At 58.3% G+C, this 25,308-nt stretch carries 25 protein-coding genes; 9 read left to right on the top strand and 16 right to left on the bottom strand.

Annotation, left to right across the window (positions count from 1 at the left end; translation table 11 throughout):
* The first annotated feature begins 79 nt into the window (after window positions 1-79).
* Both BY447_RS18310 and BY447_RS18305 read left to right on the top strand, forming a co-directional pair.
* Complete coding sequence (locus tag BY447_RS18310) at window positions 80-964, top strand: DMT family transporter (protein WP_013357563.1); 885 nt, start codon at window positions 80-82, stop codon at window positions 962-964.
* A 46-nt stretch (window positions 965-1,010) separates the two neighbouring features.
* Window positions 1,011-2,390: a CoA transferase gene (locus BY447_RS18305; RefSeq protein WP_110331746.1), complete on the top strand. Its 1,380-nt coding sequence runs from the start codon at window positions 1,011-1,013 to the stop codon at window positions 2,388-2,390.
* 1 nt (window position 2,391) lies between these two features.
* Here the strand turns inward: BY447_RS18305 and BY447_RS18300 are convergent, their stop codons facing one another.
* Genes BY447_RS18300 through ghrA form a run of 3 tightly spaced genes read right to left on the bottom strand, consistent with a single transcriptional unit; the run spans window position 2,392 to window position 4,705 of the window.
* Entirely contained in the window at window positions 2,392-2,958 is a 567-nt protein-coding gene (locus BY447_RS18300) for a TorD/DmsD family molecular chaperone (protein WP_033782783.1), read from the bottom strand.
* Between the two features lie 28 nt (window positions 2,959-2,986).
* Window positions 2,987-3,724 carry a phosphatase gene (locus BY447_RS18295; RefSeq protein WP_033732325.1) on the bottom strand — a complete coding sequence of 246 codons (738 nt, stop codon included), beginning with the start codon at window positions 3,722-3,724 and terminating at the stop codon, window positions 2,987-2,989.
* A 39-nt stretch (window positions 3,725-3,763) separates the two neighbouring features.
* Window positions 3,764-4,705 (bottom strand): glyoxylate/hydroxypyruvate reductase GhrA, encoded by a 942-nt coding sequence (ghrA, locus tag BY447_RS18290; protein WP_110331745.1) that lies wholly within the window; start codon window positions 4,703-4,705, stop codon window positions 3,764-3,766.
* 210 nt (window positions 4,706-4,915) lie between these two features.
* Between ghrA and treA the strand changes: the two genes are divergently transcribed.
* Together treA and BY447_RS18280 are read left to right on the top strand one after the other, a co-directional pair.
* The gene (gene treA / locus BY447_RS18285) at window positions 4,916-6,601 is read left to right on the top strand and encodes an alpha,alpha-trehalase TreA (protein WP_110331744.1); all 1,686 of its coding nucleotides are present in this window, start codon (window positions 4,916-4,918) and stop codon (window positions 6,599-6,601) included.
* A gap of 191 nt (window positions 6,602-6,792) precedes the next feature.
* Complete coding sequence (locus tag BY447_RS18280; RefSeq protein ID WP_110331743.1) at window positions 6,793-8,892, top strand: TonB-dependent siderophore receptor; 2,100 nt, start codon at window positions 6,793-6,795, stop codon at window positions 8,890-8,892.
* A gap of 65 nt (window positions 8,893-8,957) precedes the next feature.
* Here the strand turns inward: BY447_RS18280 and BY447_RS18275 are convergent, their stop codons facing one another.
* Window positions 8,958-9,206, bottom strand: coding sequence for a GlsB/YeaQ/YmgE family stress response membrane protein (locus tag BY447_RS18275; RefSeq protein WP_013357556.1), 249 nt, complete (start codon window positions 9,204-9,206; stop codon window positions 8,958-8,960).
* 209 nt (window positions 9,207-9,415) lie between these two features.
* Here BY447_RS18275 and BY447_RS18270 point away from each other — a divergent pair, with 209 nt between their 5' ends.
* A complete protein-coding gene (locus BY447_RS18270) occupies window positions 9,416-10,150 on the top strand; it encodes a flagellar brake protein (RefSeq protein WP_110331742.1) in 735 nt (244 codons plus the stop codon).
* A 96-nt stretch (window positions 10,151-10,246) separates the two neighbouring features.
* Window positions 10,247-11,377 (top strand): mechanosensitive ion channel family protein, encoded by a 1,131-nt coding sequence (locus BY447_RS18265; RefSeq protein WP_110331741.1) that lies wholly within the window; start codon window positions 10,247-10,249, stop codon window positions 11,375-11,377.
* A gap of 120 nt (window positions 11,378-11,497) precedes the next feature.
* Here the strand turns inward: BY447_RS18265 and BY447_RS18260 are convergent, their stop codons facing one another.
* From BY447_RS18260 to BY447_RS18225, 8 genes are all read right to left on the bottom strand, one after another.
* The gene (locus tag BY447_RS18260) at window positions 11,498-12,916 is read right to left on the bottom strand and encodes an L-fucose/L-arabinose isomerase family protein (protein WP_110331740.1); all 1,419 of its coding nucleotides are present in this window, start codon (window positions 12,914-12,916) and stop codon (window positions 11,498-11,500) included.
* 20 nt (window positions 12,917-12,936) lie between these two features.
* Window positions 12,937-14,424 (bottom strand): FGGY family carbohydrate kinase, encoded by a 1,488-nt coding sequence (locus BY447_RS18255; RefSeq protein ID WP_110331739.1) that lies wholly within the window; start codon window positions 14,422-14,424, stop codon window positions 12,937-12,939.
* A gap of 2 nt (window positions 14,425-14,426) precedes the next feature.
* The gene (locus tag BY447_RS18250; protein WP_013357551.1) at window positions 14,427-15,371 is read right to left on the bottom strand and encodes a transketolase family protein; all 945 of its coding nucleotides are present in this window, start codon (window positions 15,369-15,371) and stop codon (window positions 14,427-14,429) included.
* Entirely contained in the window at window positions 15,364-16,194 is an 831-nt protein-coding gene (locus BY447_RS18245; RefSeq protein WP_033732315.1) for a transketolase, read from the bottom strand. The genes BY447_RS18250 and BY447_RS18245 overlap by 8 nt, the downstream gene beginning before the upstream one ends.
* A 182-nt stretch (window positions 16,195-16,376) precedes the next feature.
* On the bottom strand, window positions 16,377-17,483 hold the full coding sequence (locus tag BY447_RS18240) for an ABC transporter permease (RefSeq protein WP_110331738.1): 1,107 nt from the start codon (window positions 17,481-17,483) through the stop codon (window positions 16,377-16,379).
* Window positions 17,484-17,485: 2 nt separating this feature from the next.
* Complete coding sequence (locus BY447_RS18235; RefSeq protein WP_110331737.1) at window positions 17,486-19,000, bottom strand: sugar ABC transporter ATP-binding protein; 1,515 nt, start codon at window positions 18,998-19,000, stop codon at window positions 17,486-17,488.
* Window positions 19,000-19,599 carry a DUF2291 family protein gene (locus BY447_RS18230; RefSeq protein WP_110331736.1) on the bottom strand — a complete coding sequence of 200 codons (600 nt, stop codon included), beginning with the start codon at window positions 19,597-19,599 and terminating at the stop codon, window positions 19,000-19,002. Before BY447_RS18230 ends, BY447_RS18235 begins: the two co-directional genes overlap by 1 nt.
* A 2-nt stretch (window positions 19,600-19,601) precedes the next feature.
* Entirely contained in the window at window positions 19,602-20,543 is a 942-nt protein-coding gene (locus tag BY447_RS18225) for a D-ribose ABC transporter substrate-binding protein (RefSeq protein WP_110331735.1), read from the bottom strand.
* 184 nt (window positions 20,544-20,727) lie between these two features.
* Here BY447_RS18225 and BY447_RS18220 point away from each other — a divergent pair, with 184 nt between their 5' ends.
* Window positions 20,728-21,684, top strand: a complete 957-nt coding sequence (locus BY447_RS18220) for a sugar-binding transcriptional regulator (RefSeq protein ID WP_013357545.1) — start codon at window positions 20,728-20,730, stop codon at window positions 21,682-21,684.
* 10 nt (window positions 21,685-21,694) lie between these two features.
* Here the strand turns inward: BY447_RS18220 and emtA are convergent, their stop codons facing one another.
* Complete coding sequence (gene emtA / locus BY447_RS18215) at window positions 21,695-22,324, bottom strand: membrane-bound lytic murein transglycosylase EmtA (protein ID WP_081093833.1); 630 nt, start codon at window positions 22,322-22,324, stop codon at window positions 21,695-21,697.
* A 166-nt stretch (window positions 22,325-22,490) separates the two neighbouring features.
* On the opposite strand from emtA, the gene ldcA reads away from it, so the two are divergent.
* Window positions 22,491-23,414 carry a muramoyltetrapeptide carboxypeptidase gene (gene ldcA, locus BY447_RS18210; RefSeq protein ID WP_199226938.1) on the top strand — a complete coding sequence of 308 codons (924 nt, stop codon included), beginning with the start codon at window positions 22,491-22,493 and terminating at the stop codon, window positions 23,412-23,414.
* 22 nt (window positions 23,415-23,436) lie between these two features.
* On the top strand, window positions 23,437-24,099 hold the full coding sequence (locus tag BY447_RS18205) for an MBL fold metallo-hydrolase (protein ID WP_033782762.1): 663 nt from the start codon (window positions 23,437-23,439) through the stop codon (window positions 24,097-24,099).
* Here BY447_RS18205 and BY447_RS18200 read toward each other — a convergent pair whose 3' ends face one another.
* The 3 genes from BY447_RS18200 to BY447_RS18190 all read right to left on the bottom strand — a co-directional run bounded on the left by BY447_RS18200 (window position 24,100) and on the right by BY447_RS18190 (window position 25,277).
* The gene (locus BY447_RS18200; RefSeq protein WP_110331733.1) at window positions 24,100-24,513 is read right to left on the bottom strand and encodes a GNAT family N-acetyltransferase; all 414 of its coding nucleotides are present in this window, start codon (window positions 24,511-24,513) and stop codon (window positions 24,100-24,102) included.
* A gap of 14 nt (window positions 24,514-24,527) precedes the next feature.
* Complete coding sequence (locus tag BY447_RS18195; protein ID WP_110331732.1) at window positions 24,528-24,911, bottom strand: hypothetical protein; 384 nt, start codon at window positions 24,909-24,911, stop codon at window positions 24,528-24,530.
* Between the two features lie 186 nt (window positions 24,912-25,097).
* Entirely contained in the window at window positions 25,098-25,277 is a 180-nt protein-coding gene (locus BY447_RS18190; protein WP_013357539.1) for a hypothetical protein, read from the bottom strand.
* Window positions 25,278-25,308: the final 31 nt, after the last annotated feature.

Genomic DNA, 25,308 nt, shown 5'->3' with positions numbered 1-25,308 from the left:
TGTCGCTGCGATTGGCTGGAATGCCGCAGTTCGTGCCATCATTAGCGGGCTAAGCAAAAATCATCGAAAGGATATTATCGTGGCTGTGCGGCATTTTTTTCTGATTCTGATGGTGGTTTCTATCTGGGCCTTCAACAACGTGGCGGTGAAATGGGGGCTGCTGGAGCTGCCGCCGCTGTTTCTGACGTTTATGCGCTTTGTGGTCGTCGCCATCGTGCTGGTGCCGTTCTGCCGTATTAACCGTCAGCAGTTGCCCTGGCTGCTGTTGCTGGCTTTTACCTTCGGTTTTATGCACTTCTCGCTGCTGTTTGTCGGCCTGCGTTACACCGATGCCGGTACCGGCGCGATTGTGGTGCAGCTGGGCACACCGATTGCGATGTTGCTGGCGATGGTGGTACTGAAAGAGAAGCTGAAGCTGGTGCAGCTGCTGGGCATTATGATTTCGCTGAGCGGCGTGGTGGTGCTCTCAGGCAGTCCGACCATTCCCTCGTGGTGGGTGCTCTGTCTGCTGTTGTGCAGCGCTACCGGCTGGGCCGTCAGTAACCTGATAGTGAAAAAGTCACCGCCGATTAAACCGCTGACCATGACCGGCTGGATTGCGTTTCTGGCGATTCCCATCGTCGGCGGCTCCAGTCTGGTGATGGAATCCCATCAGCTCTATGCGCTGCAGCATGCGGGCTGGCGCGGCTGGTTTGCCATTCTTTATAGCGCCATCGCCTCGTCAATTGTGGCCTATACGCTGTGGTATATGCTGCTGAAGAAATATAACGTCAATCTGATCATGCCCTACTCGCTGCTGACGCCAGTTTTATCGGTGGTGATGGGGATTATCGTGCTGGGTGACAGCCTCAACAGCTTCAAGATTATCGGCGCCTCGCTGGTGATCCTGGGCACGGCTATCGCGGTGCTCAACCTGCGTAACCTGCGGATGCATGCGCGCTTCCCGCGCCTGCGGCGGCGTTAATCCTGCGTGCTATGCTTGAGAAATCTCCCCTCTCAGGATGCACAATATGGACTCACAGCTTGCCGCCGCGCTCTGGCAGCAGATGCAGCAGGGATTGCGGGGTCGCGATGACGCCTTGCCTCTTCCTGCCTTCCTTGAGCGCGCCACCTTCGCTTCTGCTTTTGCCGTCAGTGAACTGGCGGCCACCAGCATCGGTCTGGCAACCCAGGCCACCGCGGCACTGATCGCCGCCTCCCACCCTGAATATCTCTCTCCACCCGTCGCTGTCAATGTGCGCCTGGCGTCGCGCTGGTTTCAGCAGAGCTTCATCCCGCTGAACCGTGCTGCGCCCGCGATGTGGGATGCGTTTGCCGGTGACTATCGCAGCCGCGATGGCTGGATCCGCCTGCACACCAACGCCGCGCATCACCGGCTGGCGATGGAACAGGTGCTGGGCGCGCACGCCGATCGCGCGGCGCTGGCACAGCAGGTGCAACAGTGGCAGGCAAGCGAACTGGAGCAGGCGATTATTGATGCCGGTGGCTGCGCCGCTGAAATGCGCAGCGCCGCCGCCTGGCAGCAGCATCCCCAGGGCCAGGCCGTGCAGCATGAGCCGCTGTTTAGCTGGAAAACAACACTCGCGGCACCCGCTCCGGCGTGGCCGCTGGCCGAAGCGCGCCCGTTACTGGGCATCAGGGTACTGGATCTGACACGGATTATTGCCGGGCCGGTCGCCACGCGGTTTCTGGCCAGCCTGGGGGCCAGTGTGCTGCGCATCGATCCGCCAGGCTGGCAGGAGCCGACGCTGGATGAGGAGATGAGCTGCGGCAAACGTCGTGCGGTGCTCGACCTGACACAACCCGCCGATCGCGCTCAGTTTATCCGCCTGCTACGTGAGGCGGACGTGCTGGTGCATGGCTACCGGGCGGATGCGCTGGAACGGCTGGGGTTTGATGCAGAGACGCTTCAGTCACTCTCGCCCGGTCTGGTTGATGCCGGTCTGAATGCCTGGGGCTGGCAGGGTCCGTGGCGCAACCGCCGGGGTTTCGACAGTCTGGTGCAGATGGGATGCGGCATTGCTGAACGCGGCATGCAGTGGCAGCAGAGCGACAAACCGGTTCCGCTGCCGGTACAGGCGCTGGACCATGCTACCGGCTATCTGCTGGCGGCCGCGGTGCTGGAAGGATTACGGCGACGCGTGACGCAAGGAGATGGCAGCCAGGTGCGGCTGTCGCTGGCACGCACCGCGTGGCTGTTGCAGCAGCATCCCACCGGGCAGTGCTCGGGTTCCGGCATTACGCCGCGGGTTAAAGACAACCTGCCCTGTTACGAGTTAACGCCGTGGGGGTTTGGGGTCAGGCTCAGGGCAGCCGCCTGGCTACCCGGCACCCCGCAGCTCTGCGCAACACCGGGCTGTGCGCCGGGTTCGCACCCGGCGAGGTGGTAAATCAGGCGTCTGGCGCTTCTTCGCTGCTCTCAAGCAGTTCGTTATACATCGCCTGAATTGCTTCGCGGCTCAGCATCGCCAGCGTGCGATAAAACGCCGTGGTTGCATGTGCTTCCACTTTACCCAGGAACGTTCCGCACCACGGCAGCAGGTACTCCTCAAACAGTGCCAGCTGCGCCGCGCTCTCATCTTCCGCTGACTGATCTTCCAGCCAGGATGCGGCCAGCAGCAGCACGCCAAAATGGTCAGCAGGCGCATCGCTCAGCGGCATGCCGCGTGAGGTTAAGAACGCACGTACTTCCGGCTCCGTTTTGCCTTCCGGCCACCGTGAGGCGTAAGGCGGCACATTACAGTCGCTGCCAACAAACAGCGCGTTGTAATCGGCGGCCAGCGCCTGCGGATCGCTGTTCTGTTGCAGACGCGTCAGCAGCTCATCCTGCTCCAGCGGCCACTGCGACTGCAGTTTGCCTTCACGCAGCAGCGTGAACAGTGGCACCAGCAGCGGGTCCTGCGGCTGACGATTAAACAGTGAGCCGATCACACGGCACAGAATGGAAAACTCATTCATGAGTCAGATTTCCTTGAGGCAAAATAAATTAAAAGTCAGCCAGTTCAGCAATATGTTTGCCGCTACGCATTTCCAGAAAGTCGAGCAGGCGACGCGGCGTGACATTTAACACCCGATCCTCAGGAAAATCTACTTCGCGGGCAATCCGCAGACAGTGATCGAAATGGCCCAGCGTAAACGCGGTGTGGGAATCGGAGCCGAATGCCAGCCGTCCACCCGCATCACGCACGGCAGCGGCGATAGCGCGGCAGTTAGGTTCGCTACCCGGACGCGAATGGGTAAAGGAGGAGTTGTTCAGCTCCAGCGCCACGTCGTAGTGCGCTGCGGCCTCGGCAATCGCCGGGATATCAACCGGGAATTTCGGGTTGCCCGGATGGCTGATGATATGAACCAGCCCGCCCGCCATGGCGGCGATCATCGCGTCTGTGTGATGCTTTCTGTCGCGCGGCGCATAAACCGGCTCATGAAAACCGGCGACGATTAAATCCAATGCATCAAGCATCGGGCCGGAACAGTCGATCTCACCCTGCTGGTTTTTAATGTTGGCTTCGATACCGCGCAGAATCCCCACGCCATCAATGACGCGCGGCCAGACGCGCATGTTAATGAAGTGCCAGTAGTGCGGCGCATCAGCCATGTCGGGGCCGTGGTCGGTAATGGCAAACAGCTTCATGCCGGTTTGTTTCGCCTGGGTCACGTAGTCGTGCAGCGTGCTGTAAGCATGCGTGCTGGCGATGGTGTGCATATGCAGATCTACCGGATACATCCTTTTCTCCTGCTGAGTGCCCCTGCCGGGGCCGGTTCATTAATAGCCGCGCTGACGATCTACCCTGCCCTGCGGCGGCTCGCCTGCCTGATCCTGGGTGATGGCGCGGGCGATGTAATCGATAGCTTCGTCGATCAAGGTTACCGCCGCATTATGGGGCGTGATCGTGACGCGCGGATGTGACCAGAGCGGATGCGCTTCGGGCAGCGGTTCAACCTGAAACACATCCAGCGCCGCCGCTTTCAGCTGACCGCTATTGAGCGCGGCCAGCAGATCCGCTTCCACCACCTGTGCGCCACGCGCGATGTTGAGGAAGAACGCGCCGTGCGGCAACTGCTCTAAAAAGGCGTGATCGATAAGATTAATGGTCTCGTGCGTGCTCGGCAGCAGGTTGATCACCACACGCGTCTCCTGCAAAAACGCAGGTAGCGCATCGCGTCCGGCAAAGCTGGTCACGCCGTCGATGGCTTTTGGTGAACGGCTCCAGACGCGTAACGGGAATCCCCAGGGTTTCAGGCTCTCTGCCACGCTCTGTCCCAGCACGCCCGCGCCCAGAATCCCGACGGTGAAGCTTTCACGCGGGTAAGCAGGCAGCGGCTGCCAGCACTGTTGCTGCTGCTGAAGACGGTAGTCGTCAAAACGACGGAACCAGTTCAGTACGCTATGGACGGCATATTCCTGCATCTGGCGCGCCATCCCGGTATCTTCCAGCCGGTAGAGCGGCACGCTGTCGGGCAGCATCTCAGGGTGCTGCTGTAGCTGTTTCAGAATCTCGTCAACGCCTGCACCCAGCGCAAAGACGCCGCGCAGTGTGGCACGTCCCTGCAGCATCTCTGCGGGGGGTGAACGGACCAGCGCATAATCTGCTGGTCCGTTGTCGCCTGGTTGCCAGGCACGCACACGCGCATGTGGCAGACGCTGTTGTAAACCGTTAATCCAGGCCGCTGCAGACTGCGACGGGTGATACCAGATGATCTCCATCCTGCTCTCCTTTTTTTCTTTCAGCGTCGGGGAAAAGTGAGGTGAGAGCAAGAAAAAACCCGCGTGAAAAAGCGGTTTTTTCCATAAAAATAATTCCCGTGGCTTCACATTTCCGGCTCGCTTCAGGGTGAAGTGGGCAGATAAGGTCTAAAGTTGGTCCTGTGGTCAATGCGTTACGCGCGGCCGCATTTCGGACAAGGAGAAAAACCGATGACAAAAATTGAGGTAAACGCCGACTCACGGCGTCAGCGTTATGCGCCCTTTCTGCTCACGTTGCTGCTGAGCGTACCCGCTTTCACCGCCCATGCCGACGACAACAGCCGCATGCTGAATAATCAGCCGCAGCCGCCGGATGTTCGTTTAGGGCCGCTGTTTAATGCCGTGCAGCAGGCGAAGTTCTATCCCGATCAGAAGACCTTTGCCGATGCGGTGCCGAAATTTGATCCCGCTTCGATTCTTGCCGACTGGCAGATGCAGAAGAAACAGCGCAATTTCGATCTCAAACGTTTTGTTGACGCTAACTTTACCCTGCCCGCTGCGGGCGACAAATATGTGCCGCCCGCCGGACAAAACCTTCGTGAGCACATTGATGGCCTGTGGCCGGTGCTGACGCGCACCACCAGCAGCGCCGGTCAGTATGACTCGCTGCTGCCGTTGCCTAAGCCCTATGTGGTGCCGGGCGGGCGTTTCCGCGAAGTCTATTACTGGGACAGCTACTTCACCATGCTGGGGCTGGCCGAGAGCGGACACTGGGATAAAGTCCAGGATATGACGGATAACTTCGCCTCGCTGCTTGACCGTTATGGCCACATCCCCAACGGCAACCGCAGCTACTACCTAAGCCGTTCACAGCCGCCGTTCTTCAGCCTGATGGTCGACCTGCTGGCGACGCACGATGACGGCAAAGCTTATACCCACTATCTGCCGCAGCTGCAGAAAGAGTACGACTACTGGATGGCCGACAGCGATAACGTCGCGGCGGGCGCAGCCAGCAAGCGGGTGATTAAGCTGGCAGATGGCACCCTGCTCAACCGCTACTGGGATGCGCGCGATGTACCACGCACCGAATCCTGGATGGATGATATTGCTACTGCGCAGAAAGCGCCGCAGCGCAATAAAGCTGAACTTTATCGCGATCTGCGTTCCGGTGCCGCATCGGGCTGGGATTTCAGCTCACGCTGGTTTACCGATGCCCACAACCTGTCGACAATCCGTACCACCCAGCTGGCGCCGGTTGACCTGAATAGCCTGCTATTCCATCTGGAGCAGACCCTGTCGAAAGGCTACCAGATGAACAAGCAGAGCGATCTGGCGAAGCAGTACGCCGATCGCGCGGAGAAGCGCCAGGCGGCGATCAACCGCTATCTGTGGGACAGTAAACAGAACTGGTATGCCGACTATGACTGGCAGAAAAAGCAGGTTCATCCGCAACTGACGGCTGCCGCGCTGTTCCCGCTCTATCTGCAGGTCGCCAGTGATAAGCAGGCTGAAAGCACCGCCAGCGCAGTTGAAAAGCAGCTGCTGAAGCCCGGTGGTCTGGTGACCACCATCGTGAACAACGGCCAGCAGTGGGATGCACCGAATGGCTGGGCACCGCTGCAGTGGGTTGCCGTGGAAGGTCTGGAGCATTACAACCAGCCAAAACTGGCGAAAGAGGTAGGCTTACGCTTCCTGCAAAACGTCCAGACAACCTATGACCGTGAGCATAAGCTGGTGGAGAAATATGTCGTCGACGGCAAAAATCTCGGCGGCGGTGGCGGCGGTGAGTATCCGCTGCAGGACGGCTTTGGCTGGACCAACGGCGTCACGCTGAAACTGCTCGATAAGTATTGTCCGAAAGATAAAACCTGTAACAGCGCCCACGATATTCCGCAGGCGTCAGCCTCACAACCTTAACCCTCTCTGGATACCTCTGGCCTCACCGGAGGTATCCGCACGCCTTTTCAGCGAATTTTACTTGACCTTCTTACATCAACAGGCAAAATTGCAGCCAATTTACAAAAGGTAATAATTCTCATTATGATAATGAGATTACCTATTAACAACTTTACTCACCTGCCTTAATCTTTGCTATGAAAGGAACTCCGATGAAACTGTCACTGTCGCTGAGAGGGTATATTCGCCTCTGCACCCTGGCGCTGACCGCGCCTGCTCTGAGTTTCGCTGCCGATATGGTGGTGACTGCACAACCGCAGGAAGACTCGACGTCACCGACCCAGGGCTATCTGGCGACGACCAGCCAGGGCGCAACCAAAAGCGATCGTTCGCTGATCACCACGCCGCAGTCGATATCCGTGGTCACCCGCCAGCAGATGCAGGATCAGGGCGCGCTGACCCTGAACCAGGCACTCGGCTACAGCTCCGGCGTCTTCACCAACTTTGGTGGGGCCGCAACCCGTTACGACACTATTTCGCTGCGCGGCTTCCACGGCGGCGATACCGATAACACCTTCCTCGACGGCATGCGGCTGATGAGCGACGGCGGCAGCTACAATATTTTCCAGGTCGATAACGCCTTCCTTGAGCGCATCGATGTGATCAAAGGCCCCTCTTCTGCCCTTTATGGTCAGACGGTGCCAGGCGGCCTGGTCAATATGGTGACCAAACGTCCACAGTTCAGCGAAGAGGGTCACATCCAACTGCAGGCGGGCAGTAATGCCACCACCGGCACGATGTTTGACTATACCAATGCGATTAACGACCAGTGGGCGTTTCGCCTGACCGGCGTGACCCGAAACAGCGATACGCAGTACGATCACACCCGCGAAGAGAAATATGCGCTGATGCCGCAACTGATGTGGCAGCCGGATGAAGATACCCATCTGATCCTGAAAGCCTATCTGCAGAAAGATCCGTCGGGCGGTTATCACGGTTCCGTACCGGGCGACGGCAGCCTCACCGAACACAACGGCTATAAGCTGAGCAATGGCTTTTATGACGGCAACAGCGATCTCGATCAGTTCAAGCGCCGCGAGCAGATCTACAGCTTCGACTTCGCCCATCGCTTTAACGACGTCTGGTCGTTCTCCTCGACCGGCAGCTACAGCCACTCAAATGTCGATCTCGATCAGGTCTATCAGATTGGCTGGGATGAAAAAAATCCCGACCTCCTAAACCGTTTATATTCCGGTGAACGCTCGTCGCTCTCGGCCTGGTCCACCGATAACCGCTTACAGGCGGAGTTCGACACCGGCGAACTGGAGCACCGTGTTACGCTGGGTGCCGAGTATCATCGTTATAAAAATGAGATCAGCGCGGCCGGCGGTTCAGCCAGTCAGCTGAATGCCCTGACCGGCGAGCAGGTGGGCGACATGCCGGATTACACCTGGGTGGATAAAACCCGTCGCTATTATCAGACCGGCCTCTATCTGCAGGATGAGATGAAGCTGGATCGCTGGCATCTGGATCTCTCCGGCCGTTATGACCGCATCGTCGCCAATAACAGCGGCAGCGAGCGTCGTCAGGATGATCATATCAGCGGACGCGCGGCACTGCTCTATGCGTTCGACAACGGCATCTCGCCTTATGTGAGCTGGAGCCAGGCAATTACCCCCAATGCACTCACGGATCGCAACAATAACCTGCTGAAGCCGACCACCGCCGAGCAGTATGAAGCTGGCGTTAAATATCAGCCCAATGGCACCCGCGATCTCTATAGCGTGGCGGTCTATGACCTGACGCAAAAAGATGTGGCGAATCGAGAAGCACCGACGCCGTTCTTTACGCCATCGGGCAAAGTCCATTCACAGGGTATCGAGCTGGAAGCGCGTAATCAATTAACCCCGCGTCTGAGCACCGTGGCGAGCTATACGCTGAATCATCTGCGCTTTAAAGATTCGGTGGATGGCAACAGCGGACATACGCCATACGTCACCCCCAACAGCATGGCGGCACTCTGGGGTCACTATCAGTTTGATTACGGTCTGAGTGCAGGTGCAGGCGTGCGTTACATCGGCAAACAGTGGGCGGACAATGAAAACACCACGCGCGTGCCGTCGGTGACGCTGTTTGATGCGTCGGTGCGGGCCGATCTTGGCGTCTGGAACAGCAGCCTGAAAGGGGCCTGGGTACAGGTCAACGCCAACAACCTGACCGATCGTACTTATGTGGCGGGCTGCTACGGCACAGGCTACTGCTACTGGGGTGCGGAACGCAGCGTGATGGCGACCGTTGGTTACGATTTCTGATTAAAAGTAAAAGATAAAAAAGGGGACGAATCGCTTCGTCCCCTTTTCTGTTGAAACCGTTACGGTTAACTGCGTACTTTGCGGTATACGAACAGCACCACGATGGCACCGATAACAGCGACCACAAAGCTTCCGAAGTTAAACCCATCGACGCGGCCGAAGCCAAACAGCGTACTGATCCAGCCACCCACTACGGCACCGATAATACCCAGAACGATAGTCAGAATGAAACCGCCACCGTCTTTACCCGGCATAATCCACTTCGCCAGAATACCCGCGATTAAGCCAAAGACGATCCAGGAAATAATACCCATCTGTTGCTCCTTCCTTTTTATGATTAAAGCGTGAACGCCTGATTTATCAAGCGGTTTACCGCGATAAGTATAGCCAGCTTTTTGAAAAACGCCTCACGGGTCACACTATTTTTTAAGAATTCACCGGCTAAAGCTTTTTTTTGCCGCGCCGATAACCGGGATGAGGCAAAAAAACAGCATAAATACAGTAACCCCTTGCGGAGCAGGACGTGAAAGAAGCCGACCAGGAACAATATTTAAAACGTGGCACGCTGGCGGTTCTGGGCGTAATGAAAGATCTGCTGCGCCTGCAGACGCCACTACTGGTGCGCTTCGCGCGCGGGCAGTTTATCAGCCGGATGCTGACTGCCGATAAAGATCGCCTGCTGTTTGACCTCGGCAGTAATAACCTGGATAACGAATACGCACTGACCAGCGACGATCTCAGTATCACCGCTGAAACCTTCGGCGCGAAGGTAGAGTTCAGCCTCGCCTCGCTGGAAAAAGTGGAGTTTGAAGGCTTACCCGCCTTCAGCGCGCCGCTGCCGGACCTGCTGTGGCAGATTCAGCGACGGGAATTCTTCCGCGTCTGCGCCCCGATGGAGCCGCAGTTCTGGTGTCATACCCTGTGGCCGGATGGCCGTAAAACGCGTCTGCGATTGCAGGATCTCTCCCTGGGCGGTCTGGGCGTGCTGGTAGATGAGCCGCTGCCGGACGGATTGCAGAATGGCGATAGCTTCAATCAATTTCGGGTTGAGCTGGGCGAATATGGCATTTTTGAAGTGCCGGTGAAGCTGCTGAATATTGGCGAGCGCTGCGTGGTGACCCGCAAAAACGAAACCCTTGTGACACCGCGCCTGAGCTTTCGCTTTGCCACGCTGAACCCGGCGCAGGAGCGGCAGCTTCAGCAGATTATTTTTGCTCTTGAGCGACTGGCTCGCGATAAATCGACCCGTTTCCAGTAACGTCTTCAGGGATGCGCCACACAGGTGGGCCGCATCCAGGCTATGCTTCTTGCTTGTTTTCTTTTAAACCGGAACCCAGCAAGGAGACCCTCCCCAATGGAAAACTGGCTCTCTTCACGTCGTTTTCACTCCCTCTTTTTTAATCAGGAACTCTGGCTCAACAGCGCCATCGTGGTGGTTTCCACGCTGGTGATTTACTGGGTATTACGTACCCTGATTCGCTTTATCTCCAACCGGATTGCGCTTTACAGCGAACATCGTCATGTCCGCGCGACCGCGATTCTGGTGGAGATACTGCGCAGCACCAGCCAGACCCTGCTGCTGATCTTTTCACTGCTGATTGCCCTGAAGTTTGTGGACCTGCCCGAATCCTGGAGCGTGACCATCGCACACGGCTGGTTCCTGGCGCTGATCGTACAGCTCGCGCTGTGGATCGACTGCGGCATCCGGCTCTGGCTGAAAAGCCTGCTGCGCGATCCCCTGCACGTGCGGAATCCGGTGACGACGGTGATCCTCGGGATTCTGCTGCGGGTCGTGGTCTGGATCATGATGTTCCTGGCCATTCTGTCGAACATGGGCATCAATATTACCGCACTGGTCGCCAGCCTGGGCGTCGGGGGGATCGCGATTGCGCTGGCGATTCAGACCGTGCTGAGCGATGTGTTTGCGTCGCTGGCGATAGGCTTCGATAAACCATTCGAGCATGGCGATTTCATTGTCTTTGGTGATATAGCCGGTTCCATTGAACATATCGGCCTGAAAACCACCCGGCTGCGCAGCCTGAGTGGCGAGCAGATCGTCTGCTCAAACACCATTCTGTTGCAGCAGACCATCCACAACTACAAGCGTATGCAGCAGCGCCGCATCGTGTTTAAGTTTGGCATCAGCTATGCCACGCCTTCTGAGCAGGTGCGCCAGATCAGCCCGCTGGTGAAAGAGATTATCGAGGGCGTTGAGACCACCCGTTTTGACCGCGCCCACTTCCTGGCTTTTGAGGACTCAAAGCTGACCTTTGAAGTGGTCTATTTTGTGCTGGATGCGGATTACAACAAGTACATGGATATACAGCAGGAGATTAACCTGCAGCTCATGGCGGCTCTTGAAGAGCGCAATATCCGCTTCGCCTTCCCGATTCGTCAGGTTGAGTTCAGCGGGGGTAATCTGCCGCCGGTGGATTTGGTTGCCGTGGAAAGTGACGATGGCGAAGTGCGCAGAATGGCGCGCTAACATGCCCGCCCTCCTGTCCTGAAAATGGCGGGCCATGAAGCCGATGCGGCCAGAACCGTGGTCGCATCGGCTTCATGGCCCGCATTGCCCTTATCGCGTTCTGCGATTCACTCTTATCGCTTACTGATGCCGGTAACAACTCACGCCGAGATACTCACTGAATGCTTCCTGCAGCACACCGGCCGTAGCAGAGTGGTTCATCGCCACGTGGTGCTCAAAGCCATTGCGGCAGATCCACGCCAGCAGCGTCTCCAGCTGCGGCACCTGAATGACCGCGCGACAGCCGACCGTGTCCAGCGGATCGGTGACCGACATGCCTTCGCCCACATAGGCTTTGATTTCGCCGCTGAAGTCGTCGGTCGAGAGGCGGAAATAGGTGAGGTCGCCCTGCTTCATCCGGCCATGCACCGCACCGCAGGTGTTCTCTTTGCCCACGGTGGTACCAATAATATCCGCCGTGCCCATGGTCGGTGACTCGAGGCTGGCGCTGGCAAAATTTCCGCAGTGAAACAGCACGCATTTGTCCCGCTCGTCGCCAAAGTTGTTGTTCCAGTCCGCCAGTGAAGCAGGACTCAGCGAACAGCTGGCAAGCGCATACATCGACAGCGCGCCCATCACGTCCACTTCACAGGCGCTGGGCATCAGCTGTCCCGACATCACGCTCATGATAGAGCAGACGTTGATGCCCAGGTTTTCCTGCAGCGACGTCCAGCACTGAATGGCAGTCGTGTCGATATCGTTGTCACTGATCCACTCGCTGATGACCACAAACAGTTTGGCCATAGTCACCATTTTGTCGCCCGGAATGCCGCGCGCATCGGCGTTGGCTTCCAGGATCTCGCGCTTCTCTGCCACGCGGATATCGTCACCACGCAGCCGGTTTGTACGGGTAAAAATCTCCGATAAATCCAGGGTTTCTACCGCGATGCCCATCTTCTCCAGCAGCTTTTCGCTGTAGCGGACGGTGTTGAATCCGGCGGGCCGCGCACCAATCGCGCCAACGCGCACCCGCCGCATCGCATTCACTACCCGGCAGAGCTGGCTGAAGCGCTGTAAATCCTGCTGAAAAACCTCGCCGCTCAGGGCGCAGACGTGCTGGCGGGTCAGGGTAAACGGAATGCCATACTGTCGCAGGTTGTTGCAGAGCGAAATTTTGCCGCAGAAGCTGTCGCGTCGGGTCGCCAGCCCCATTTTATCCAGGTTGTCCTCTTCCGCCTGCACCAGTACGGGCACATTCAGCCCGGCCAGACGCAGCGCTTCGGCAATGGCCTTTTCATCACCAAAGTTAGGCAGCAGCACCACAATGCCGTGAATCGCTTCGCGATGCTGACGAAACAGCGCAGCACAGGTTTTAGCCTCCTGCCGCGTCTCGACGCCACCCAGATTGGTCTGGGTTTCATCCAGCATCACCGTATTGATGTTCATCTTTTCAAACAGCGCAACCGCCTGCTGGCGCGCCTCGCCCACCAGATAGTTGGGAAAAAATCCCCGGTTGCCAATGATGACACCGAAGGTTAACTGCTGAGGAAGTGTTGACATGGCTCTGCTCCGGTTAAGGATTAATGTGGCTGATAACGACAGCGTGCAACGGCGTCGATCCAGCCTTTATAGTTTTCCTGCATACGCTGCGCGTGCTCTTCACGCGGCATGATGACGCTCCCGCCCTGCAGCGCCTGCATATCACTGCCCTGCTGCCACCATCCCAGTACTTTGCCCGCCAGCAGCGCCGCGCCCAGCGCGGATACTTCGGCGGTCGGCACCCGCTGCAGCGGCCGCTGTAACACATCCGCCTGTAACTGCATCAGCCAGCTGTTTTCGGTGGCGCTGCCATCCACACAGAGGGCCGGGAGCTGCTGGCCGCTGGCCTGCTCCATCGCAAAAAAGACGTCGGCGATTTGCCAGACGATCGACTCCAGCGCGACACGCGCCAGTGCGTCGGGCGTGGCGGCGTCCGTCAGTCCGCATACCATGCCGCGCGCCTGCAGATCCCACCAGGGCGCGCCCAGGCCGGAGAGCGCCGGGACAAAATAGATGCCCTGATTGTCGTCGCAGCGCTGCGCCATGGCGGTCAGCACACGCGGATCCTGCACGCCGAGCAGTTTGCCCAGCCAGGCGGCACCGGAACCGGTGTGGGTGATGTTGCCTTCAAACGCATAACGCAGCGTGCCGTCGTGCCAGGCCACGGTGGTGCTGAGGCCATTTTCCGTCAGTAGCGGGGTCGCCATCGACATCATCAGTGAGGAGCCGGTGCCGTAGGTGGCTTTCACCACTTCTGACTCGCCGCGCCGCTGTGCCTGCAGCGCAGCATGGGAGTCACCGATACGCGCCAGAATGGGCGTGCCGGGCGCTAAGCCGGGAATGTTACGCACCGCGACCACGCCCTGTTCGCTGGCGGAGGAGGTAATACGTGGCAGCGCGGCGCGCGGTAGCTGAAACAGCGTCAGCAGCTCGTCGTCCCAGTCATTAAGATGCAGACTATAAAGTTGAGTGCGGGCGGCGTTGGCGTGATCGGTAACGAATACCTCACCTGCGCTGAGCTGCCAGCTGAGCCAGCTGTCGACGGTGCCGATGCAAAGCTCACCGGCTGCGGCCCGCGCCGCGCCGTCGGGAATCGCGGCCAGCATCCCGGTCAGCTTGGCGGCCGGAAACATCGGATCAACGGCCAGCCCGGTTAAGCCGGTAATACGTGGCGCTTTGCCCGTCTGGTGCAGATCGCGACAGAATACCTCTGAGCGTCGATCCTGCCAGCTCACCAGTGGCGTCAGCGGCTGACCATCACGCCGCTGCCAGATCAGCACCGACTCGCGCTGATTGCTGATCGCCACGGCCGCAACCGGCGCGCTATCACAGGCTGACAGACACTGGATGATTGCCTGCTTTACCGCCTGCCAGATTGCCATAGGGTCCTGCTCCGCCAGTCCGGGCTGCGGATGTTGCAGGGTTAAACTCTGGCTGCCGCGCGCCACGACGCGGCCACTGCGATCAACCGCAATCGCCTTGGCGTTGGTGGTGCCTTCGTCGATCGCCAGAATCAGGGGTCCCACCATGTTTATGCTCCTGCGCAGATGCGTGCTGCACTGTTGACTACGCTGCTGGCATCAATGCCATGACGGGCACGGGTCGAGGCGCGATCGCCGGCAATCGCATATTCGCCATCCGGAATGCCGAGCCGTAACAGCGGGATGCCGCAGCCGCCTTCCGCCAGCACTTCGGCCACCAGGCTGCCGACACCACCATTGACGTTGTGCTCTTCTACGGTAATCACCGCTGGGTAGTGATTTAACAGGTTGCGCAGCTGTTGGGTATCACAGGGACGAATCGATGGAACCGCGATCACACCGGCTGAAATGCCCTGTTCAGCCAGTTGCTCAGCGGCGTGAACTACCTCGTGAACCGTTGAGCCCATCGCCACCAGCGCGATGTCGCTGCCTTCCCGCAACAGGTCGATCGCACCCGGACTGAACCGGTAGCTTTCGTCGTGCAGCTGCGGCAGATCTTTGCCGTCCAGACGGATATAGACCGGGCCAACATGCTCAAGGGCGTAGTCGATGATCTGGCGGCACTCCAGCGGGCAGGAAGGCGCATAGATCTCGATATTGCCGAAACCGCGCATCACCGCGATATCATCAATGCTGTGGTGGGTGCTGGCTAATGGGCCATAGCTGGCCCCGGCATTCAGCCCGAACAGTTTGACGTTGGTATTGTTGTAACAGACGTCAACTTTCACCTGCTCATTGGCGCGTGATACCAGAAACGGCGCGGCGTTACAGGTCACCGCAACTTTGCCGCCCAGCGCCAGCCCGGCCGCTGTGCCCACCAGCGTCTGCTCGGCGATGCCGACGTTGATCAGCCGGTCGGGAAACGCTTTGATAAAGGGGGCGATTTTGGCGGTTGAGGTGGAGTCAGCCACCACCGGCACCAGATCCACGCCGCGATTCACCGCGTCGATAAAGGCCGTTACCATGACGCTTGCTAAATGTTGTGCATTACTCATCTTTCAGTTCCTCCAGTGCCAGCGCGATCTCTTCGCCTTTCGGCACCCGGTGATGCCATTCGGCTTTGCTCTGAATAAAGGAGATACCAAAGCCCTTTTCGGTATGTGCCACGATCACCTGCGGCTTGCCGTTCTTCGGCAGATTTTCAATAGTGTCGACGACCGCCGCCATCTCATTGCCGTTGCATTCGGTGACCTCCAGCCCGAAGGCGCGCCATTTTTCCGGCAGCGGATCGGTGTTCATGATGTCGCGGGTCGCGCCCGCCAGTTGCAGCTTGTTCTTGTCATTAATGATGATCAGGTTGTCGAGGCCGTAATGCGCTGCGACCAGTGCTGCCTCCCAGTTGCTGCCTTCGGCCAGTTCCCCGTCGCCGGTCACCACAAAGATGCGGCGCGAGCTGTTATCTTTTTTCGCTGCGATAGCGATGCCCACCGCCACCGGCAGTCCGTGTCCCAGTGCGCCGGTATTCAGCTCAACGCCAGGCGTTTTCTGCCGCACCGGATGGCCGGGCAGATGTGAGTCGGCATGCTGATAAGTTGCCAGCCAGTCGGTCGGAAAGTAGCCTGCTTCCGCCAGCACGCAGTAATAACCGCCCACCGCGTGTCCTTTAGACTGGATGTAGATGTCACGCTGATCGTCGTCAGTGCGATCCGGGGCGCAGTTCAGAATGCGGAAGTAAAGCGCGGTGAGGATCTCCACCTGCGACAGATCGGCACCGGTATGACCACCTGCCGGGCTGCCCGCATTCAGCTGGATAATGCGACGACGGATAGCACGCGCCCGACGCTCAAGGTCTTCGACCGGAAGATTGAAAGGATTCATACACTACCTCTGAATTTTAAATCGGTTATGAATATATATTCACGTCGGTTAAAAAAATTTCTGCCAGAAAAGGCGTGCCTTACACTGGCGCTCCCCTTTGTCTGCCACTCTGCCCGTTAATCGGGCAGGCCATCCCCGTGAGCAGAAACATGCAGCAGTCCCGCCTGCCTGGCTCAGTGCGTTCAGGATTTTGCCGGTGAGCCCTCCTCAATTAATGCTTTCTGTGCCACCACCGCCGCCTTCTGCTGCATCCGGCTCTGAGTCTGGTCGATAATGACCGCGATGATGATGACAATGCCCTTAATGACCATCTGCCAGAATTCGCTGACACCCATCATGATCAGGCCATCCGCCAGAAAGCCGATGACAAACGCCCCAATCAGCGTGCCGACAATGGTGCCGCGTCCGCCCGCCAGCGAGGTGCCGCCCAGCACCACGGCGGCAATCGCGTTCATCTCAAACGCGGTGCCGTTCGCCGGATGGCTGGCGACCAGCTGCGATGAGACCACGATGCCGGCAATGGCTGCACAGAAGCCCGACAGGGTGTAGACCAGAATTTTCACCTGCCGGGTTTTCACCCCCGACAGTTCAGCGGCACGCTCGTTGTCGCCGATGGCATAGACCTGACGGCCAAACGGCAGACGACGGGCGATATAGGCGATGACCAGCGCCAGCAGCACCATCATCCAGATGGCATACGGCAGCCCGAGAAACGTTCCCGCACCAATCCTGTCGAAACCGGTATTGCCCAGTAGCGGATTACCCTGCAAACCGGGAAAGGTCTCGCCGCCAGAGGTAAGCATTGCCGCACCGCGCAGGATGTACATGGTGCCGAGGGTGCAGATAAAGGGGGCCACATTGTAGCGGGTAATGATCCAGCCGTTGCCCGCGCCAATCAGCGCGCCGACCAACAGCACCACCGGCACAATCACCCAGACGCTGGGGAAGATAGCGATGCCAAACATCGGCAGCACAATCCCTTTAGTGATCAGCCAGCCGGCGATCATGCCGCATAGCCCTAAGGTGGCCCCAATCGACAGGTCAATGCCTGCGGTGATAATGACTAAGGTGATGCCCAGCGCCAGAAAGGCGTTGATGGCGATATGTTTCACCATGATCACCAGGCTGCCGGTGGCGAGAAAGTCCGGCACGGTGATGGCGAAGAAGCCGACAATCAGAATCAGCGCAATAAAGGTGCGCAGTTTCAGAAGCAGCAGCAGAATGCTTTCGCGGGAACTGAACGCTTTAGCCGGAAGTGTGTTCAGCGCGACGCTGTTATTGCTTTTCATGCTCAGAACCCCTGCGCACTTGCTTTCACCAGCGCTGCCTCTTCCGCCTGGTCGCGGGGAAGATCAGCCGTAAGTTTGCCGCCCGACATCACCAGGATGCGATCGGCTACCGCCATAATCTCTTTCAGGTCTGAGGTGGAGAACAGCACGGCGATGCCCTGCTGCGACAGCGCCACCATGGTGCGAAACACCTCGGCTTTGGCCCCGACGTCAATACCGCGACTCGGCTCATCCAGCAGCAGCAGACGTGGATTGGTCAGCAGCGCACGGCCAATCACCACTTTCTGCTGATTGCCGCCGCTGAGTGCACTGATGGCGACGTCCGGCGACGAGATTTTGATCGCCAGGTTGCCCACCGTCTGATTCACCGCCTGCTGCTCCGCCTGATGCGCAATGGCAAAACGGTGCGACAGTCGCCGCCACAGGCTGGCGATGGTGAGATTACTGGCGACCGACGAGACCGGGAAAATCCCGGCGCGTTTACGATCTTCCGGCACCAGGCTCATGCCCATACGGATGCGATCGGCGGTCGGCAGACGGGTTGGCAGTGGTTTACTGTCGAGCCACAGCCTGCCGAGATAGTGGCGCTGGCTGCCGAGCAGACACTCAAACAGTTCGGTGCGACCCGCGCCCATCAGTCCGTAGATCCCGACAATTTCGCCGGCCCGCACCTGAAAACTGACGTCATCCACCAGCGTATTGCCGTTGGGACTGACGCAGGTAATATGCTGTGCCTCGAGCACCGGCGCGCCAAATTCACGCCGATCCGGCAAAAAGGTCGTGACCGGCTCACTGCCCAGCATCTCGCGCACGATCCACGGTACATCGATGGTGCTGACCGGGGCTTCCGCCTGGAAACGTCCGTCACGCAGAATGGTAATCACGTCACCAATCGCCATCAGCTCCTCCAGCCGGTGGGAGATATAGATGAGGGTCACGCCCTGCTGCGTCAGGTCGCGGATCACCCGGAACAGGATCTCCACTTCGGTTTTGCTCAGCGCGGAGGTTGGCTCGTCGAGGATCAGAATGTCTGCATCTTCCGCCAGCGCTTTGGCGATCTCCACCAGCTGCTGCTGACCTACTTTGAGATTGCCGACCCTCTCAGTGGGGGAAATCGGCTGATCGAGCCGCGCCATCAGTGCGGCGGTGCGGCGTGCCTGCTCCGCCTCATTGATGGGTGACAGGCCGCGCTGGATCTCCCGGCCCAGAAAGAGGTTCTCCGCCACCGTGAGGTTTTCAAACAGGTTCAGCTCCTGGTGCACCATGCCGATACCGTGCCGGGCGGCGTCACGGGTGCTGCTCAGCGTCAGCGGCTTGCCATTCAGGAACAGCGAACCGGCGCTGGGCTGCTGTACCCCGGCCAGAATCTTCATCAGGGTTGATTTCCCCGCCCCGTTTTCACCGATGATGACGTTAACTTTGCCGCGCCAGACCCGGTAGTCGACGCGATCCAGCGCCAGCGTGCCGGGAAACAGCATCGATATCTGCTCGGCCCGCAGAATGATCTCATCGTTCATCAGGGCGTCCCCCGCTTCAGCTCCACCGCCACCACCTCTACAACGCTGTTGTGACCGATGCTCACCGCCAGCAGCGCCTGTACCGGCTGGTTGACCCAGCTGGCATCCAGTGGCGGCAGCTGCTTCACCGCATGACGATTAAGCGCCCGCGTCAGCTGGGCGTACTGCACCTGATTTGTAAACTCCTCGAAACGGAACCCGGCGGCGTCGCGAATAGCGTTGCTGCGCAGCACCGGCCCGACCCTGACTGCCACCGGTTTACCGTTGATCGTCAGCGTCAGCGTGCGTTCTCGCGGATTACTCTCATCCAGGGCGCTGGCCGTCCCGCTGGCCCGTACGAAGACGCTTTCACGCCCGCCGGGTTTAACCGTCTGACTTTTCGCCTCCATGTCGGCCCAGCTCAGCGCGTGGCTGTTCGCGGTGGTCATGACCCGCGGCTGCCAGGTCTCCTCCGCAATCTGCTGCGGCGTCTGGGTGGTATAACTGGGCTTCGCGTGCGGATCTTTCGGCAGAATCGGGTTACCGTCCGCATCCAGATCCACCACGGTGCAGGCGCTGAGCAGCGCCATACCGGTCAATACCGCCAGTATCCGTTTCATGGTTATTTCGCCAGGTTGAAGTTTTTCAGCTTAGCGGCGTTGCTGTCGTCAATCAGCACACAGTCCATCAGTTGCTTCTCCTGTTTCTGCGCTTTGCCGTTCTTCAGGTAGTAGTCCGCCTGCATGACCGCCATCTGCGCCTGATCCCAGCCCGGCTGGAGTACCGTCGCTTTGATGTTGCCTTTGTTGAGGATCGAATCGCGGGTGTAGTCGCTGCCGTCAAAGCCCACCACGATCACCGAGGTTTTTCCGGCGGCTTTCAGCGCGGCTTCCGCGCCCAGCGCCATAGTGTCGTTACCGGAGATCACACCAACGATGTTGGGGTGCTTCTGCAGCAGGGTTTCCATGCGGCTGAAGGCTTCGGTCTGGCTCCAGTTCGCGCTCTGCTGCGCCACCATTTTCAGGTCGGTGTAGTCATCCAGCACGTCGTGATAGCCCTGCGACCGCACGCCCGCGTTGGTGTCAGACTCCTTGCCCAGCAGTTCAACGTACTCGCCTTTGCCGCCCAGCAACTTTGCAAATGTCTCTGCACCCAGCTGCGCACCCTGATAGTTATTGGAGACGATCTGCGCCACGGCGATACCGGTTTTGTTGATCTCACGGTCAATCAGAAAGGTCGGGATACCGGCATCTTTGGCTTTCTGCACCGGCCCGACGGTGGCGTCCGCGCCGGCGTTATCCAGAATGATCGCTTTCGCTTTGCGCGCAATCGCGGTCTCAATCAGCTGGTTTTGCTTGTTAACGTCATCGTCGTGCGACGCCACCAGCGTGGCGTAACCCAGCTCTTTGGCTCTGGCTAACGCGCCTTCTGCCTCGGCTTTGAAAAACGGGTTGTCATGGGATGGGGTAATAATCGCCAGCAGGCCTTGCTCTGCCGCCAGCGCCGTTGCAGAAAAAGCGAACATCGAAGCCAGCAGGGTCAGTTTAATCAGAGGACGAGTCATTATTTTTCTCCGCTTTGAATATATATTCACACGCGATTTTATATGCATAATGACTATGCGCCTGCGCTGACGCGCCGTCCAATGCGCAATCGTTAAAAAGCGAAAACGATCACAAATTAGCCTGCGTTGTGATTTTGATCATCCTGGTTAACAATACCGGGCAGATTCAGAGAGGGAAAAACCGATGGCAAAACAGGATGAACAGCGACTGATGGTGAAGATTGCCACGCTTTACTATGTCGAAGGGCTGAAGCAGTCAGAGATCGCGCAGTCGCTGACCCTATCGCAGTCGTTTGTCTCACGCATTCTTAATCGCAGCGTGAAAGAGGGTGTGGTCAAGATCAGTGTGGTGCCACCGGCTAACGTCTATCCGGAACTGGAAAAGGCGATTGAGCAGACCTACAACCTGCCGCAGGCGATTGTGGTGGATGTGCCGGATCAGGCGTCGTCACTGCAGATTAAGCAGGCGATTGGATCGGCGGCCGCTCACTATCTGGAGACCCGGCTGCGCAACGATGAGCTGATTGGTATTTCGTCGTGGAGCGGCACTATCCGGGCGATGGTAGATGCGCTGCATCCGCTTAACAGCGCCTGTAAGGGCGTGATCCAGCTGCTGGGCGGCGTCGGAGCAAACGGCAACGTGCAGGCCACCATTCTGACCCAGAATCTGGCGGCGCTGCTGAACTGCCCCGCCTGGCTGCTGCCGTCGCAGTCGATTGAGCATTCGGTCAGCGATCGCCAGCGGCTGTCGGCCAATGCCGAGGTTGCCGAGGTGCTGAGTAAATTTGAGCAGGTCGATCTGGCGATTGTCGGCATCGGCGATCTGGAGCCGTCGGCGCTGCTGCGCAATTCTGGCAACTACTATGATGGCAAAATGCTGCAGACGCTGGCGGCACGCGGTGCGGTCGGTGATATCTGCCTGCACTATTTTGACGCCTGCGGCCAGCCAGTGTTGAAAGCGGAAGAAGATCCGGTGATCGGAATGGAGCTGGCGCAGGTGAAACAGTGTCCGCAGGTCGTCGGGCTGGCTGGGGGACGGGAGAAAGCGCAGGCGATTCGCGGTGCGCTATTGGGCGGTTATATCAAGGTACTGATTATTGACTATCCCACGGCGCGGCTGCTGCTCACGCCGCAGGCGTAGTCAAAACCGGTCAGATGGTGCGATAAGCGGTGGTGACTTTCCAGAGATAGCGCGGTGCCTGCGCCGCCGGATGCCTGTTCTGCACATGCTGATAGAACTCATCCGGTGACATGGCATTGATCATCGCAATAGCCCGATCGCGATCGCGGGAAAATGTTCGCAGCAGCGCACCGGCACCATTGGCATAAGAGACGATGGTGGCGTAGCGCAGGGTCAGCGGATCGCGGATGCCCGACAGCGCAGAGTCCTGCAGGATGCGGATATAGGCGGTGCCGATATCAATATTTTTGGCCGGATCGCGCAACTCGGCATTCGACGGCTGACCCCGGCGGCCCAGCGTGCGATAGACTTCGCGCCCCGCGGTCGACGCTTTAATCTGCATCAGCCCTACCGCATTGGAACGGCTCACTACGCCCGGATTTCCACCCGATTCGACACTGATAATGGCGCTGATCAACTTCTCATCAACGCCATAATGACTGGCGGCATCTTCGGTAAACATGGCCCAGGTTCCATTGACGCTGGAAGGCGGTGCCTGCGTTAACGGCGTGTTGCGCTGCTTAACGGCATGGTGCGGTGGCTCGCTGGCACAGCCAGTCAGGAGTAAAGCCGAGAGTATAAGGTGTCGGATTTTCAGCAATTTTTCGTCTCATCGCGGTTATGGCGAATGCTATCATACCCAGGCAGCCTGAGAGCAAAATTACCGTTTATCCTAAATACACGATTATGCGGCGTGCACCGTGACTTCAGCGGGGCTTTTCGCCATCATCGCCGTCAGTCATGAGCGCTAACAGCAGGAAAGTATGATGATTTCACGTTCAGTTCGTCTTATCTCCCCCTCCGGTTACTGTCATAATCAGCCTGCGGCGCTGCAGGGCATTGCACGACTGCGCGCGGCGGGCCATCAGGTGGAGAACGAGCAGGTGATCACCCGCCGTTTTCAGCGCTTCGCCGGCACCGACGCGGAACGCCTTGCGGATATCAACCAGCTTGCCAGCCTCACTACGCTGCCCGACGTGGTGCTGGCGGTGCGCGGCGGTTACGGAGCCAGCCGGTTACTGGCATCCATCGACTATGTTGGCCTGCAACGCCGTCTGCTGAATCAGCCGCTGGCGCTGTGCGGCCACAGCGACTTCACCGCGATTCAGCTGGCGCTGCTGGCACAGGTTGGCCTGATTACCTTCAGTGCACCGATGCTGGCCGGTAACTTCGGTGCCGCGACCTTATCTGAATTTACCCTGCACCACTTCTGGCAGGCACTGACATCACCTACAGTAGAGGTGAAATGGCAGAGCGAAACGCCAGACCAGGGCAACTGGCAGGGTACGCTGTGGGGCGGGAATCTGGCGATGATCTGCTCACTGATCGGCACGCCGTGGATGCCGCAGATTGAGAACGGCATTCTGGTGATAGAAGATGTGAATGAGCATCCGTTCCGCATTGAACGCATGCTGATTCAGCTGGAGCAGAGCGGCATTCTGGCGCGACAGCGGGCGATCGTCACCGGCAGCTTCACCAGCACGGCCCTGTCGGACTATGACAATGGGTTTGATTTCAGTACCGTCTGGCAGCGCGTGCGTGATACTACCGGTCTGCCAGTGATCTGTGGATTAGATTTTGGTCATGCCGCTGATACCGTCACACTGCCGCTGGGTGCCAGCGCACGATTAGCGGTCAGCCAGGGCAACGCCCATTTGCAGGCGACCGGGCATCCCGTCCTGCGGGATTAGAGAGCGTTTCAGGAGATCGACATTGAAGCCGTTGTATGACGATTTGTGGATCTCAACCCCGGAATTCCCGGTGGAAGATGCCGTTAATGACCTGATGATGCATGGCTTTATGCTGCGTCACCCGCGCGGCAATCTGCTGATTGGCCGCGTAGAAAACCCGCTCGATCATGAAGTGATTGCTGATACCGGCGGCGTGATCCGTCACTATCTGACCCACTGGCACGAATCCGCGCCTGGTGCGGCGGTGATCCAGCAGCGTTTCAGCAGCGCGCTTTACTGCCACAGCCGCTCATTAGGCCCCATCAGCCGTTTTGCGGAGCCTGATGACACCTTTTCGCAGCCGGAGACGCACTTCGGCGATTTCCATCTGCTGCCGACGCCCGGACACACACCGGGTAGTTGCAGCTTTCTTTATACCTCGCCGCTGGGGCTGACCTATCTGTTTGTCGGCGATACCGTGACCCGTTCTCATGACAACTGGATCACGGTGCTGGTGCCGGACAGTAATCCGGCTGAGCTGAGCCAGACGCTGGAATTTTACCGCTCGCTGCGCCCCGACGTGGTGCTGATGAGCACCACGCGCGGGCATCTTTCCTGGAAAAAAGTGACGCTGCAAAGCTGGCTGGCTGCCATTGATGAAGCTGAACAGCATCCTCTGGATCTGCGGGAAAATCCGCTGTTCTGATTACAGTTCTTTGGTCAGATAGTGCCGCTGATAATCATCTATGTAGTTCGCCAGCGTGAGCCGCAGAGTGTAGCCAAGTTTTTCATAAAACGGCCGCGCCTGAAAACTGGCGGTATCCACCTGTGCATAACGGCAGCCGCGATCCCGCGCCTCCTGCTCGGCAGCCTGAATCAGCCTGCTGCCTGCCCCCTGCCCGCGTAGCGCCTCACTCACCCAGAGCATATCAATCCGCAGCCAGTGACCGGTAGTTGAGCCGGTCAGCCCGGCCAGCTTTTTGCCTTGCTCATCACGGATAAACACCCCAATTGACCTGATCGTATTCACATCAATAAATTTGCTGTTGAAGGCATTGAGGCCCAGCCTGACCTCATCCAGATCCTGCGCGGTAACGTTGTCGGTAATCTCAGGTTGCATAGTGGCTCCCGGGGTTAACTGTCGGAACGCTGACGATCGTCGTAGCGCTCCAGGGTCAGCGCATCGACATCGCGTTTTTCGCTGCGTCTGCAGGGCAGCAGTTTATCGCTGTCGCGGTAAACAAAGAAGGTTGCCTGGCTGCGCTGGTTCACAATCAGCTGATCGCCATTGCGAAAGCGGGTAATCGCCACCTGATCGCCCGTTTCTAAGCGGGTTCGCTGCTGACCGGCGGCAATCTGGAAGTGATTATCCGGCCACATCAGGGTGGTTAAACCATATTCGGCACGCGAAACCGTCATGGTCGGCCGGCCGGGACAGTTAAGCTGAAATTCGGTTTCACTCCAGGCGGGTGCAATGTGACAGGCCAGCAGGCCCAGGGCAATTAACGCTGCCTTCATGTTGTGTCTCCACTGATTTTATTGAGAATTTTCTTAGCTTAACATATAAAAACCAGAGGAGAGGCGTGAGGCGAGCGTGACTGAGACCATTAAAAGGTGGAATCGGTGTGGGAAAAAACCTGAAAGTTGAGAAAAGATAAAGTAATCCGGCCAGCCTGACAGCGTGCCTGCATGGCCGGATAGTGACTATTCGGCTGCCACCTCGGCGGCCACTAACATCAGCGCCAGCCCGGCATTTTCGCTATCATAAGCCTGCATGGCTGCACGAATATTCGCTGAGCAGGCGAGCACCTGTTGCTTCTTATCGGCTTCCAGCTCGTCAATCGCGTGGCGAATAATCATTAGACTTGCTTCTTCTTCTTTCATCATTTATCCCTGGATTTGCCTAAGTGGTGCG

Origin of the sequence: Pantoea sp. JKS000250, from assembly GCF_003201065.1 — a bacterium.
GTDB classification, from domain to species: Bacteria; Pseudomonadota; Gammaproteobacteria; order Enterobacterales; family Enterobacteriaceae; genus Pantoea; species Pantoea vagans.
This window is presented reverse-complemented; position numbering and strand designations above follow the sequence as displayed.